This window comes from Haloquadratum walsbyi J07HQW2 (assembly GCF_000415985.1).
Lineage (GTDB): Archaea > Halobacteriota > Halobacteria > Halobacteriales > Haloferacaceae > Haloquadratum > Haloquadratum walsbyi_B.
On the sequence record NZ_KE356561.1, the window covers coordinates 1,459,225 to 1,471,411 of the forward strand.

Consider the following 12,187-nt stretch of genomic DNA (forward strand, 5'->3'; position numbering starts at 1 on the left):
CGGAGGAGACATTGTATCTGTCCACAGTGTCTGCGTCAACACTCCGTGTTGCAGCGCACGGTATACAGAGTGAGAGTAGACCGCCAAAGAAAACATCGTAGCCGTCGGCTAAGTTGATACACAAATCACAGTCGGAGCTATTACGATTCGATTCGCTAGTCGTCTCGCAGGACTTAATTCCTGCAGTTGATAATAACAACATGGTTTTGCGCTTGTGCACAGAACCCGTCCCGGTTGGGTGCGACTACACCGCGACCGGGGTTTCCACACTCCCTCACGAACCGAAGGTTCGTAACTCGGATTCTATAGTTCCTCTGAATCACCAAAGTAACTTTAATGTAACGATGATATGTTAGATGGACAAACAACCGTAATATAGACCTTGGTGTATAAAATATATATATGAGATATGCGGGTAACTGGATGACTGCTGTGGATGATCGTATTCTCGAGTATCTATTTGAGCACGAATCTGGCTCCCCCACCAAAATGAAGCGTAAAGGTCCGATTAGATACTCTCGTCAGCAGGTTCATCGTCGATGTAAGCGATTAGCTGAAGAAAGTCTTGTACGGCACTTGGGCAATGGTGTCTACATAATCACCGAAGACGGTGAAGCATATCTCAAAGGGCATCTCGACACTGAAGATTGGCAGTATATTAATCAAGATGGTGAGGACGATGATGGCTTAGCTGAAGATGCTGGGATAGACGCTTGACAGTTGAACGATAGATACTTTTTTAATCTGTGTGGATTGTTTTGGATTGGCGAATTACGATTAATTGGCAGTGAGTCCACCAACTCCGTCGATTAGCTACTAGACAACACAGCCGGGTCGGTGGAAACACTCCCCCAGAGAGACGATAGGTCGTCTTCGGTCCCCAAAACAAATCGCTGATATCAATTTCACCCAGCTTAGCGGTCTTTGTGATGACGTTTCCGCAGATAGGTTCGTTATTATTAATCCTGTGGATCGACGGACGGCACTTATTTCTGTGCCCTGAGCACTGGCGAGACAACCGTTTATCTGAGCCAGCTCATTAAATCCGAATATGACACAGTCGTCTATTCGGATCGTGAGCGAACTCCACGATGAACCGCATATCAAGGGTCAACGCGTGACGGTACGCCGGATTCGCGGACTCGTCGAAGGGGCAGGAAAGTCGACCGAGGAGGTGGCTGCCCAGCTCGGTGTGGATGTCGTTGATGTGTACGGCGCACTCGAGCACTACCACGATAACCCTGAAGAGATGACAACCGCCAAGAGACGGTGAAACGAACGCGAGGCGACGGTCCAGGAGAGTGGGGCAACCTCACTTGCCGAGTTAACCCGGGAAACCGATGGATAGCTGAATGGAATACCGGGTACTTGTCGACGAGAACACGAGTCCCCGAGTCGCTCCGCGGCAAAGGTATCGCTGCCGAGCACGTCCACGAAGCACTCTCCGAAGGCGTCGACGATACCGAGGTCGATGTCGAACTCGTCCTGGCAACGTCGGGTCCTCCGGGAGGGTAGTACGGGGGTACATCTTGTACCGAGTGAAATCGAGAGATGAAACCCCGTCAAGCCATCGTCACACATGTCGTACCGAGTGACACCTGTTGAAGCAGTAGAACGCAGTCAGCGTGACTCAGTTCAGTTAGAACGGTACCCCAGACTTCAGGTTAGCAGACACGTCCTCTACCGAGTGAGTTCCAACGAAAATGAATGGACCGCAAACGCCCATACAGTCGATCCCCCACAAGGGAATCGGCGCCGCAGATTATCACGATATTGCGTGGAGATGATAGATGCCGCCGACGTTGATGCGTCTCTCGTGATACTCGATGAAATCGACAGGCTGGACGGCGATGAACTGCTACGGAGTATTTCACGCGCGCAGGAAAGCCGAAAAGCCGACGGGTTCATCGGAGCGATCTGTATCAGCAACAAGATCGAACACCGAGAACGGGTGAGCGAGCGGGTCGATTCCTCGCTTCAGGATAACGAACCCGTGTTCGGTCCGTACGGCGCCCGACAGTTGGAGGCCATCTTAACACGCCGTCGAGACGCCTTCGCCGAGGATTTGCTTCAAGAGAAGGTTATCCCGAAAACGGTGGTCTTGTCGGCACGCGAGCATGGAGACGCACGGAAAGCGATCGATATGTTGTATGAAGCAGGGCGGCTCGCTGAGAAGGAGCGGGCCGAACACGTCACTGAAGCGCATGTGGATGCCGCGCTTGAAAAAGCACAAATCAATCGTTTCTAGAAACTCGTGAGTGGACGACCGCCACACGTCAAGCATATTCTCCGCGCGCTCGCCCTCCTCACTGAACAGACTGATCGTCAGCAGTTCCGCACAGCGGAACTGTATGATATGTATACAAATATCGCCGACGAGGTCGATACTGCTCCGCTGAGCTATGATCGCGTCCAGCGACTTCTCAAAGAGCAGGCGTTTCTTAGCGTGACCGAAAGCGAACATACCGGCAGTGGGCACAAGGAGGGAAGCTATCGCGTCCACCGGCTCCTGGGTTCACCTGAGATTGTCACGAAGGGCCTCAATCGGTAGTAACGAGTCAGGTACCCACACTCGGCACGAGGTGTGTGACATCCATACGCTGTGGGCTCAAATAATCGGGTTCACTCGGTACGTGGTGTGTCTCTCGGTGACGGCAGCGACGATCAACCCGCGTAACCGACGCTAAACGGTCATATCTGAACGATGTGTACGACTACCCGAAGGAATCAACGGGCGAGACCAGTAATCTCACTCGGTATCGAGTGTGTCTATCACCATGTCAACTGTATCGTAGTAACACTCGACGCAGTGGGGTGTGGGGGCTGACTACTGCCCCGGGAAAAAAGCACTCGACGCGGTGGGGTGTCAGGGGTTCGTCCCGCATACTCACAAAAATCAACTATCTATTCGACGTATACGCTGGAATCGTCGTTTTGAACAACCGATGAAGCGCAGTCCACAGAATCTCTGTCGGAACAGATTTTGTGAATTCTGCGCGTGTCCGATCGGATTCCCCTGTGCTTCGGTGTTCGCACTGAAACTGTACCGAACCGAGGTCCGGATGATCCTCGTCGCGGTGCCACCCACAATTGAAACCTGTGTTCGGGTCCGCGTAGTGGATTCGATAGGATTCCGTTTCTCGTCGAAACCGCCACTCCACTTCGAGTAGTGGGGGGCTCAACCCGGTCGGGAGCGATGCTCGCCCGAATGTATTCTTTCGAGATGCTGTCCGGCTCAAAACCAACAGTTGTGACCTTGGGATGTCGATTTAAAACGTCACGAAGCCCGTCGTAGACAGACGTGTCGATCGTGCCTGGCAACCCCATCGTTCAGACCGGAACCCTGTCTTGGTCGGTCGCCCAGTCGTACTCTTTCAGCGCTGCCTTCATAATCGGTAACCGGTCAGCGAGATGGTCCCACTCGCCGGCGATCTCACGCCGTCTCTCAGCTTCGTCAGGGGTATCGACGTCAGCGACACTCGCGAGGAGTTCGCTCGGCGACTCGACGTCGTACTCGGCTTCCCACTCTGCGATCCGCGCCCGCATCGACTCCAGGGTGTCGGCGAGTTCTTCCCGGTCGTGCTCGCGCTGGAGGGTCGCGACTTCGCGATAGCTCGCCATCAGTTGATCGACGCAGTAGAGCGTCTGGCTCCCGCGGTCGGTCTTCTGTAAAACGTTGTCTTCGACGAGCTGATCGAGGTACTTCTGGGCCGTCTTCGTCGTGGTTTCTGTTTCTTCGGCGACCCACGATGCGGTTCGGGGCGTTCGGAGCGTTCGCGCGGCCGCACGAACTCGCTCACCTCGCGTCATCGAGGGAGCGTTTGAATCGGCAGCGTCCGTTTCGTTCGACATAGAACCTCCTATGCTCTGGGAAAATATATATCCAAGAGCTTGTAGATATATATCACCCGTTTCTATTTGTTCTGCTCTCCCCATGCACCATCTCGTTCGCCCGCTCCACGTCTCCGGGCGTGTTCACGTTCACGCGCCCCCGCTTGTCCATTTCGATCACGCTGATCGTCACCGCGACTTCGGGCGAAACATCCTCAACGGCGAGCGTGGCGCCCGCCTCTCCGACGGCTGCAACCGCCGACGCGACGCTGCCCACAAAGAAGTTGTCGCCGTTCAAAAGGAGAAACGTCACGTCGACGAGCCTTTTTGATCCGTCCGCCGTCAGCTCGCCGAGTCGACTGCCGCGCCCGGCAGCGGGGATGACCGCGTACATACCAACACTAGCGCATCACCAATCTCAATCTGTTGGCAGAGCCTACTCGTATATTCTCAGCTATAGTAGTCTTGACTACAGTAGTCTAAACTACGTTATCTGCGCGTTTTTATATACTGGGGGGCCGACGGTGAATACATGCCCACGTTCGTCAACCGAGAACGAGAACTCGACAGGCTCCACGAGCTGTACGAAAGTGATTCTGCGGAGTTGAGCGTCGTCTATGGACGTCGGCGGATGGGGAAGACAGCACTCGTCGTCAAATCCATCGAAGATCGCGATGATGCGGTGTATCATCAAGCAGCACACGGGACGACGGAGCAGCAACTCGACTCCTTCATCGCTGATGCTGCAACGGTGTTTCCGGGGATCAACCGGATTCGGAAAGACTGGGAGAACGTTCTCACGCATCTCGCCGAACAGAATGCGACCGTGATTCTCGACGAGTTCCCGTATCTTGTAAACGAAAACGAAGCGCTCCCCTCTCTCATCCAACGGCTCTGGGATCACAACGTCGCCGATACGGGTACGACCTTCGTACTAACTGGCTCGGCGGTCGGGATGATACACGAGATCGCGATCGACGGAAGTTCACCACTGTATGGCCGGATTTCAAAGCGACCAAATGGGAAACTTGAGATTGGCCCGTTACCGTTCGGTGCCGCGATGAGCTTCTTTCCGAACTACGCGCCGGCTGAGCAGGTGATCGCGTATGGTGTCTTCGGAGGGACACCGGAATACCTCCGGGCTGTAGACGACACACAGTCACTCAAGAGGAACATTACGGACACCTTGCTGCTCCGTGATGGTGGCCTCCACGAGGAGCCTGAAGATGTTCTGTACCGGGAATTGGATAAGGTGGATCGGTACTTTGCCGTACTGAGAGCGATGGCAGAGGGGAACCACAAGCGAAACGAGATCATTCAGGCTGCCGGTATTACCGCCAACAGTGCGAGTTACTACCTCTCCCGCCTGCGGGAGCTCCAGATAATCGAGCAGGAGTACCCAGTCACCGTTGATCCCTCCCGGAGTCGGAACAGCCGGTATCGGATTCGGGACCAACTGTTCGCGTTCTGGTTCCGGTTCGTCCACGGTCGTTCGTCCCGCCACGAAGTGTTCGGGGCGGATGCGTACGACGAACTCGTCGAACCACACCTTCCGGACTTCGTCAGCTCGTCGTTCGAACGCCTCTGTCAGCGGGCAGTTCTCTACGAGTACGAAGACGTGTACACGTTCACGGAATCTCCGGGTCAGTGGTGGGACACCGACGGACGCGAGATCGATATCGTGGCCCCGACGAACGGCGATACGTTACTGGTCGGGGAGGCGAAGTTCCAGCAGCAACCGATGGGGTACGATGTTCTTGCACAGCTTGAACAGGAGGCACCCGAGATCGCGTGGTCGCCGACCGACGGCGACGTGAACTACGAGTACGTACTGTTTAGCCGAAGCGGGTTCGCGTCATCACTGGAGGAAGCGGTCAAAGGGCGGGACGACATCAGTTTGTTTACTGTTGATGATGTCGTTGAGGTGCTATCCGAATAGACGCCGAACACGAACGAACTGCCGCTGATCGGGAACGGGACCGTAAAGAGTTCATCGATCGGCTCGCGAGAGGAGATCTCTAGATGGTGGACGAAGAGGTCGTCGCGACGAAACTGGAGCAGGCGCACGAGTACACGAACGATCTCGCGGAGATGCGAGGGCTCCCTAAACAGGAGTACGTTTCGGACGTCGTACTACAGCGAGCAGTCGAACGAACACTAATGAATCTGATCCAGTCCTGTATTGATCTCGCGCAACACGTCCGCGCAGCGAACGGTATATCGTCGGGCGAAACGGCGAAAGAAGAGATACAAGCACTCGATGAGTTGGAGGTCATCTCTCGTGACACACAGCACAAAATCGAGGAAGCCGTTGGGTTTCCGAAATGTCCTCGCACATCGGCTCGTGAGAGATCGACCACGGCGTGGTGTATGAGGTGTTACACGAGGACCTCCATTGGTTCAAGCGATTCCAGCAGGAGGTCGCACAGTGGCTTCGGGATCGACGGTCGTGAAACGTGGTCTGTTCTCGCTCGACCAGATCAGATGTACTCTCACGCGTACTCGATGTCGAGCGTGAGATCTTCCTCAGTATAGTGTCGCTCCACCTCACGTTCTCTGAGGAGTCGATGGAACTCCGCTTTCGAGAGGCCGGCTAGCTCTTGTGCCTTCCGAAGGACAGATACTCCTCCCGGTACAGCGACACCGCGAGTTCCTGCCGGACGATCGGTTCGCGGTCCTCCGGTGGTGCCGCGATCGCGTCCAACATGTCCGACGGGAGATCGATGCTGCTCATACTGTTGGATCCGACGCCGTGCTAGTTAGTAACGCCGCTCGTCCACTCGTTTCGGTCACGACGCTTGTTGTTCTGACGCCGTCTCGAACGCATACGCGAGCAGGGGTCGCCCCGCAACGTCGACGAGTCCCTTCGGCCGGTCGTCGGTGAACTCGCCGAGTCGACTGCCGCGCCCGGCGGCGGCAATGACCGCGTCCATACGCAAGACGCCACACGCCGGTCATCTAATCCCATCAACGGGACTACCGGGTCCAGAAGCCGCGCTGTCGGGCTTCAATCTCCGAAAGCACCGTCGAGAGGACGTCACGCCAGTCGGTAGGGTGTGTCGTATCGTCTCCGGTCGTCAGTGCGTCCGGTCTCGGATGGACGTGGTCACGGGCGGTGTGACAGTCGTTTGCGGCGATAGTCTGAAGTACATAGACTTCGGACTAGCAAGTATGACCTCCGATCACGATCGCGTTCGTTCGGACGGCGGGATCGACGCGCTGGACTCGCCACCGAGAGACGTGATGGACGAAGAGGCGCTCAAGCCAGAGACGCTGGCCCGGAACGCTCCGCGACTCGAGACGGTCGTTCAGCTGCTCAACAACCCAGCACTGGCCCGCGTCTACGTCTACGTGTGTTACTGGGGGCCGGTTGCCCCGCCGGAGATCATGGAGGCACTCGATATCTCGAAATCGACGACCTACGAGTACCTCAATCGGCTGGTCGACCTCGGCCTCGTCGACCGTGATGACTCGACGCGCCCCCAGCAACTGACTGCCGATCCGATCGTCATCGTCGAGCAGTACGCCCCGATCGTCATCACACCGACCGTCCTCCACGCCCTCGCACTCCAAGAGGTCGACGAGGATGTCGCGTACTTCATTGACCGCTACGGTATCGGGAAGCTTATCGCTGCGCTACGGGGTGCTGGACTTCATTTCGCGGGCAAGACAACCCAGCGGATGGTGGCCACTGATATCGACGTTCGCGAAACGGAAGCAATGATGATCGTCTACGCACTCAAACCGGCACTGGTCGTTGGCCGAGACCACGATCCATTCTTCGAGTACCTGTTCCCGGATGTGGATGACGAAATGGATCTCCCTGACCTTGACGAAAGATCTGATGCCCCGACCCGCTCGTCGGATCTCAATAGGTGAACCGGTCGAATGGACGCCGACATACCATTCTCTGCTGACCAAGACGTCCTTGTCGACGCGAATATTTTCTACGCAATCGGCAGTCCTTCGAATCCTCAGTATCAGCGCTTCCGGAGTGTCGTCCAAAATGCTGGCGTTGTCTGCAAATTCCCTAGGCGCGTGATCGGTGAACTTGGAGGATCAGAAACGGACCGTGTCCGAACGGCACTCGACGAGGGTTGGGCAACGATTATCGATGCCCCCTCACCGACGGATGGCGACGCTGTCGCCGCGAGTGATATCGCCAAACGAACTATTGCGAACGAAACCGATCAGGCCGAACACGAGGTCGAAAAAACGGATGCGATTCTCGCCGGGTTAGCGATCCAGTACGTCAGAGACCGTTCAACGGCGGGTGTTATCGTCCTCACAGACGATAAGCCTGCCAAGAGGGGCATCGAGAACGCAGTCCGGGCGCAAGGGTACACGGACACGATCGCGGTTCACGGATCGGAAGACATCATCGGTGACGATTCGGGCGACTCGATGCGGCTGATCTAGTCAGGAGGTGCCCATTATGCGGAAATCTCTCGGCCGCTTAAGAACCCGCGACCACAGCTGCGCGCCTCGTTCCTGCGGTGCTTGGCGCGGTCAGGAGACTATCGAGGCGACCTCGTCCTAGCTGACCGCGTTCATACGCGAGACCCCACACGCCGGTCACATAACCCCATCAACGGGACTACCGGGTCCAGAAGCCGCGCTGTCGGGCTTCAATCTCCGAAAGCACCGTCGAGAGGATGTCACGCCAGTCGGTCGGGTGTGTCGTATCGTCACCCGGTGTCGGTGCGTCCGGTCCCGGATGGATGTGGTCACGAGTGTTGTGCCCAGACGGATGTCTATCCCACCGGTGATCGAACGCCCCCGTCTCGTGAGTTTCGTGATAATGGAGCGAGAAATCTCCGTTTTCGAACCAGACAATCTCTAGACGGGCACTCCGAACCCGCTTAGGGTAGAGTTGCCGATTGTACTGACAGACCAGCCGTTCGGGCGCGAAGCCAGGTTGGTCATCAACTTCGGTGAACCGATCGTCCGTCGCGAAACGCTCTCGAATGACCGCTAGCCGGTCGAAATCGAACCCTCCGTCTCGGCATCGGGGTCAGCAGTCATGCCGCGGATTCGCGATCTGTAGCTTCGCCGGACGTAGGAGTGAGTGCTCGTTCAAGTAGAGACACACGACGCAGAGCGGCTTCCCACGACGAGAGTTGCTCCCAGACCGCCTCGATAGACTGGTCGCTTGCTGCGGCATACTGTGTGATCGAGACGTCCGTAGAGGACTCGGCATTAAATTCAGTTGCGAGTGCGTCCGCCCGCTCTGATTCCGACTGTAGCAGGTCGAGTAACTCCTCAGTTGTGTATTCGCGTCGAAGCGTTTGGACGCGTCGCCAATTCAGATACTCTTGATTCCGTTGGTAGGTAGCCGGCGAGTCCGTGACCTGGATGACGATGCCCATCCGTTCGAACCAGTCCAAGTACTCACGTGCGGCGTCGACCCCGTGTCCCGCACGCTCGGCAACTTCGCCTGCTGTCTCCGGATCGTCGAGTCCGAGCACGGCATCAAAGAAGTCGTCCCGTGTTCGGTCACCACGAACAACCTCCTCCGGCGGGGTCAGCGCGTCGAAATCTGGTGCGCGTTCATCAGCGTCGGCTTTGATGTCCGAACCCGGATCCTCCATACTGTATACTGGGGTTAAAACGGTATAAAAATTCTTCAGGCGGATTATCCCGCTTCAAATACAGGCGACACCGGTCAACTCGTCGACCCAGTGTCGATCGGCGTCTCGAAGAGGTGCGCAAGGGGGGGGCCGCCCCGCCACGTCGCCGAGCCCCTTCGGCCGGTCCGCCGTCAGCTCGCTGAGTCGACTGCCGCGCCCGGCGGCGGCAATGACCGTGTCCATGCCTAAGCGGTCGGTCACTCGGCACCTGAATCCGTCGGTCAACGTGTGTACTCCCGCAGTACGTCCGGTTTCGACGCTGCCGGTCCGCGATGCGAACCCGTGGTAGCACCACCCGCTCACCGCTCGGATTCGAACAGCGTCGCGAGCTCCGGAACCCCGTATAGCGACGCGTCGGGCCGCTCGTCGACCACGGTCCGTAACTCGTCCGTGAAACCGACCCGCGAAAAGAGCGCGTACCGCACCTCCCGGTCGGTTCCTTGCCACCGGACCTCCGATTCGAGCGCCGTGAGCCTGTCAAATATCCCCCACAGGTTCCGTGGTCCACTTACACTCCCCGAGGAGCAAGGTCCCAGCCTCTCGATTGACTCCGGCAATACCGATCTCCTCGCCGCCGTACCACCAGCGGCCGACCCGCGAGCAGGAGACGGGAAGCGCCGGCGTGTGGGTTTGAAACGGATAGGGACGCGAGCGCGGCGATGAACGTCCTACAACGCGGTTTTTTTGAGTTAGGGCTTGGGATGTCCCGAAGACACACCCGTGGAGACAGTGACCGCTACGGACGCGACTCACTTCGAGTCCGTGTCTGCAAGTCACGTCGTGGAAACGGGAAGCCTCGGGGCTTGACCCCGAAGCGATTCACGTATGGTACCCATATGCAACATATGAGCAAGGACATCTCGATCAGCGACGACGTGTACCGTCGACTGAAACGCGAGAAAGGAGACCGGAGTTTCAGCGAGGTGATCGCCGACAAACTTGACGGCGGCGGTGAGATCTCGGATGTCACCGGCCAAGGCATCTTCGACGCCGAAACGCCTGACAAGGTCGCCGACGAGATCGAGCGGTTGAGCGAGGGAACGATGGATCGAGTCACCGATGAAGATCTGTGACACGTCCGTCCTTGTTGATATCGATCACGGCAGGGTCGACGGGAAAGTAGCTGCTCTTGACGAAGCGGATCGACACGCAATCAGCAGGCGATCAACGACCTCGATCGCCTCCTCTCGCGGTTCGATATACTCCCAATATCGCGACCGGTCGCGACGATCTCAGTATCGCTGAGGGCATCTCGATCACGCCGGTCGTCGCTGCGACCTCCTCGACCACAAGCACCGCGTCAGCCTCCCCAACAGCCGCGACCGCGGGCGCCACGCTCCCTGAGAAGACATTGTCGCCGTTCACGGGCAGGAACGTCCCGTCAACGTGCCGATTCGTCTGAAGCACGGCGTGCCCGAGCCCCAGCTGCTCGCGCTGGTGGACGTATGTGATCGGGACGCCCGCGAAGGCGTCGCCGAACCGGTCGACAATCTGGGCCGCCTCGTACCCGACGATCACGACTAGCTCATCGACCCCGGCGGTGACTGCCCTCTTGAAGACGTGCGCGAGCAGGGGTCGTCCCGCGACCTCGACCAGCCCCTTCGATCGGTCCGTCGTCAGTTCGCCGAGCCGACTCCCTCGTCCGCCGGCCGCGATGACCGCGTTCATACAAGGACTGGGACACACCGGCAACCTCAATCCATTGATCATTAAAATGTGCTTGTGTTGAGAAAACCAGGGAGCCTGTCGAACACGAGTTGATACCTCTCTTGAGGTAGCCTATATGCTGTTGTATACCGCAACAGCTACTATGATGTGGTACGAAACATCAGATATCGATGGCACCCAACGACGTGCGTGTGTTGGAAGACACGGAACGGCGGTTTGCGGATGGCACCGTTCTCCGTGCCCGCGTGCTGAGCGTGCCGGAGTCGGAGAAATTCCTGGATGGTGTCAAGTACCGGCTTCATTTCGGTACTGAAGACGAGACGACGCTAATACGGTATGACAACTCCCATGACGTCCACGAACGACACACGTCCAATGGACTTGACGACGACTACCGATTTCCCGGCTACGGGGCGGTCCAAGAGCGCTTCTGGACAGAGATTGAACAGTTGCGCGAAGAAAAGCCATCACAGGACGACAACAACCCATGACACAGAACATCCTTATTGTGACTGTTGAATCGATCGGTGCCGTCCAGCAACGCACTGCCGAGGCATTCACGCAGGCACTCACCGGCGACGCAGTTGGAGAGGAGGCTCCCCATCGTCTAAGTTTCGAAACTACCGACCAGCTGGCACAGGTCTTCACACCGCGCGCTATCGACCTTCTTCAGGCGATTGCACAAGAAGAGCCCGCGAGCATCCGCGAGGCCGCTCGGGTCGTCGATCGAGACATCAAACAAGTTTCGGAAAACCTCGAACGGCTCGAAGGATACGATGTCGTTGAGTTCGTTGCTGAGGGGCGAGCCAAGCGTCCCATCGTCCCATACGACGAAATTAACATCCAACTCCCGCTCCGGGAGACCGCAGAGCGGGATGCTGCCTCGGTGTGATTCAAAATATATGTAACTATATCTGCTCACCTCGCAGGCGCGAGCGCTGTTTGATCGACACGACCTGTTCCCGGCGGTCGCCTGGCAGCGGCAGTACGCTCGTGTCGAGAAGATCGGTGAGGTCGCTGAATTCGAAACGATGCCGCGGTCTGAGTCGGATCCCTCA

21 protein-coding genes and 1 pseudogene are annotated in these 12,187 nt (G+C 57.3%); 13 read left to right on the plus strand and 9 right to left on the minus strand.

The annotated features are described in order from the left end of the window. The first annotated feature begins 402 nt into the window (after nt 1-402). From J07HQW2_RS06760 to J07HQW2_RS18035, 5 genes are all read left to right on the plus strand, one after another. Nucleotides 403-717, plus strand: coding sequence for a hypothetical protein (locus J07HQW2_RS06760; protein WP_021054676.1), 315 nt, complete (start codon nt 403-405; stop codon nt 715-717). Between the two features lie 334 nt (nt 718-1,051). Then, the gene (locus tag J07HQW2_RS06765) at nt 1,052-1,273 is read left to right on the plus strand and encodes a DUF433 domain-containing protein (RefSeq protein ID WP_021054677.1); all 222 of its coding nucleotides are present in this window, start codon (nt 1,052-1,054) and stop codon (nt 1,271-1,273) included. Further along, nucleotides 1,270-1,515 (plus strand): GNAT family protein, encoded by a 246-nt coding sequence (locus tag J07HQW2_RS06770; protein ID WP_021054678.1) that lies wholly within the window; start codon nt 1,270-1,272, stop codon nt 1,513-1,515. Before J07HQW2_RS06765 ends, J07HQW2_RS06770 begins: the two co-directional genes overlap by 4 nt. A 172-nt stretch (nt 1,516-1,687) precedes the next feature. Next, the gene (locus J07HQW2_RS18030) at nt 1,688-2,248 is read left to right on the plus strand and encodes a Lon-insertion domain-containing protein (RefSeq protein WP_303704006.1); all 561 of its coding nucleotides are present in this window, start codon (nt 1,688-1,690) and stop codon (nt 2,246-2,248) included. Between the two features lie 6 nt (nt 2,249-2,254). Then, a complete protein-coding gene (locus tag J07HQW2_RS18035) occupies nt 2,255-2,551 on the plus strand; it encodes an orc1/cdc6 family replication initiation protein (protein WP_021054680.1) in 297 nt (98 codons plus the stop codon). Between the two features lie 349 nt (nt 2,552-2,900). Here the strand turns inward: J07HQW2_RS18035 and J07HQW2_RS06780 are convergent, their stop codons facing one another. The 3 genes from J07HQW2_RS06780 to J07HQW2_RS06790 all read right to left on the minus strand — a co-directional run bounded on the left by J07HQW2_RS06780 (nt 2,901) and on the right by J07HQW2_RS06790 (nt 4,225). Further along, complete coding sequence (locus tag J07HQW2_RS06780) at nt 2,901-3,245, minus strand: toxin-antitoxin system TumE family protein (RefSeq protein WP_303704007.1); 345 nt, start codon at nt 3,243-3,245, stop codon at nt 2,901-2,903. 85 nt (nt 3,246-3,330) lie between these two features. Beyond that, complete coding sequence (locus J07HQW2_RS06785; protein WP_048075527.1) at nt 3,331-3,810, minus strand: DUF7342 family protein; 480 nt, start codon at nt 3,808-3,810, stop codon at nt 3,331-3,333. 94 nt (nt 3,811-3,904) lie between these two features. Further along, entirely contained in the window at nt 3,905-4,225 is a 321-nt protein-coding gene (locus J07HQW2_RS06790; RefSeq protein WP_021054683.1) for a hypothetical protein, read from the minus strand. Between the two features lie 138 nt (nt 4,226-4,363). Here J07HQW2_RS06790 and J07HQW2_RS06795 point away from each other — a divergent pair, with 138 nt between their 5' ends. Then, nucleotides 4,364-5,770, plus strand: a complete 1,407-nt coding sequence (locus J07HQW2_RS06795) for an ATP-binding protein (RefSeq protein ID WP_021054684.1) — start codon at nt 4,364-4,366, stop codon at nt 5,768-5,770. A gap of 83 nt (nt 5,771-5,853) precedes the next feature. Then, nucleotides 5,854-6,366 carry a type VII toxin-antitoxin system HepT family RNase toxin gene (locus tag J07HQW2_RS06800; RefSeq protein ID WP_021054685.1) on the plus strand — a complete coding sequence of 171 codons (513 nt, stop codon included), beginning with the start codon at nt 5,854-5,856 and terminating at the stop codon, nt 6,364-6,366. Between the two features lie 58 nt (nt 6,367-6,424). Here the strand turns inward: J07HQW2_RS06800 and J07HQW2_RS18040 are convergent, their stop codons facing one another. Together J07HQW2_RS18040 and J07HQW2_RS06805 are read right to left on the minus strand one after the other, a co-directional pair. Next, on the minus strand, nt 6,425-6,565 hold the full coding sequence (locus tag J07HQW2_RS18040) for a hypothetical protein (RefSeq protein WP_303704009.1): 141 nt from the start codon (nt 6,563-6,565) through the stop codon (nt 6,425-6,427). Nucleotides 6,566-6,620: 55 nt separating this feature from the next. Next, the gene (locus J07HQW2_RS06805; protein WP_021054686.1) at nt 6,621-6,764 is read right to left on the minus strand and encodes an NTP transferase domain-containing protein; all 144 of its coding nucleotides are present in this window, start codon (nt 6,762-6,764) and stop codon (nt 6,621-6,623) included. Nucleotides 6,765-7,002: 238 nt separating this feature from the next. Between J07HQW2_RS06805 and J07HQW2_RS06810 the strand changes: the two genes are divergently transcribed. After that, complete coding sequence (locus J07HQW2_RS06810) at nt 7,003-7,710, plus strand: DUF7437 domain-containing protein (protein WP_048075529.1); 708 nt, start codon at nt 7,003-7,005, stop codon at nt 7,708-7,710. A gap of 9 nt (nt 7,711-7,719) precedes the next feature. Beyond that, entirely contained in the window at nt 7,720-8,250 is a 531-nt protein-coding gene (locus J07HQW2_RS06815) for a PIN domain-containing protein (RefSeq protein WP_021054688.1), read from the plus strand. Nucleotides 8,251-8,428: 178 nt separating this feature from the next. Here the strand turns inward: J07HQW2_RS06815 and J07HQW2_RS19945 are convergent, their stop codons facing one another. The 3 genes from J07HQW2_RS19945 to J07HQW2_RS19950 all read right to left on the minus strand — a co-directional run bounded on the left by J07HQW2_RS19945 (nt 8,429) and on the right by J07HQW2_RS19950 (nt 10,025). Further along, on the minus strand, nt 8,429-8,800 hold the full coding sequence (locus J07HQW2_RS19945) for a toxin-antitoxin system TumE family protein (protein WP_394324634.1): 372 nt from the start codon (nt 8,798-8,800) through the stop codon (nt 8,429-8,431). A gap of 52 nt (nt 8,801-8,852) precedes the next feature. After that, nucleotides 8,853-9,422 carry a DUF7342 family protein gene (locus J07HQW2_RS06820; protein ID WP_021054689.1) on the minus strand — a complete coding sequence of 190 codons (570 nt, stop codon included), beginning with the start codon at nt 9,420-9,422 and terminating at the stop codon, nt 8,853-8,855. 516 nt (nt 9,423-9,938) lie between these two features. After that, complete coding sequence (locus J07HQW2_RS19950; RefSeq protein ID WP_394324635.1) at nt 9,939-10,025, minus strand: hypothetical protein; 87 nt, start codon at nt 10,023-10,025, stop codon at nt 9,939-9,941. A 53-nt stretch (nt 10,026-10,078) separates the two neighbouring features. Between J07HQW2_RS19950 and J07HQW2_RS18050 the strand changes: the two are divergent. Together J07HQW2_RS18050 and J07HQW2_RS06825 are read left to right on the plus strand one after the other, a co-directional pair. Further along, nucleotides 10,079-10,268, plus strand: a pseudogene (locus J07HQW2_RS18050) (RNA-guided endonuclease TnpB family protein); the annotation flags it as partial. A 38-nt stretch (nt 10,269-10,306) separates the two neighbouring features. Continuing rightward, complete coding sequence (locus tag J07HQW2_RS06825; protein ID WP_048075185.1) at nt 10,307-10,534, plus strand: antitoxin VapB family protein; 228 nt, start codon at nt 10,307-10,309, stop codon at nt 10,532-10,534. A gap of 91 nt (nt 10,535-10,625) precedes the next feature. Here the strand turns inward: J07HQW2_RS06825 and J07HQW2_RS06830 are convergent, their stop codons facing one another. Continuing rightward, nucleotides 10,626-11,129: a nucleotidyltransferase family protein gene (locus tag J07HQW2_RS06830; protein ID WP_021054691.1), complete on the minus strand. Its 504-nt coding sequence runs from the start codon at nt 11,127-11,129 to the stop codon at nt 10,626-10,628. A 170-nt stretch (nt 11,130-11,299) separates the two neighbouring features. Here J07HQW2_RS06830 and J07HQW2_RS06835 point away from each other — a divergent pair, with 170 nt between their 5' ends. Both J07HQW2_RS06835 and J07HQW2_RS06840 read left to right on the plus strand, forming a co-directional pair. Continuing rightward, nucleotides 11,300-11,620, plus strand: a complete 321-nt coding sequence (locus J07HQW2_RS06835; RefSeq protein WP_021054692.1) for a toxin-antitoxin system TumE family protein — start codon at nt 11,300-11,302, stop codon at nt 11,618-11,620. Next, the gene (locus J07HQW2_RS06840; protein ID WP_021054693.1) at nt 11,617-12,021 is read left to right on the plus strand and encodes an HVO_A0114 family putative DNA-binding protein; all 405 of its coding nucleotides are present in this window, start codon (nt 11,617-11,619) and stop codon (nt 12,019-12,021) included. Before J07HQW2_RS06835 ends, J07HQW2_RS06840 begins: the two co-directional genes overlap by 4 nt. The last annotated feature ends 166 nt before the right edge of the window (nt 12,022-12,187 follow it).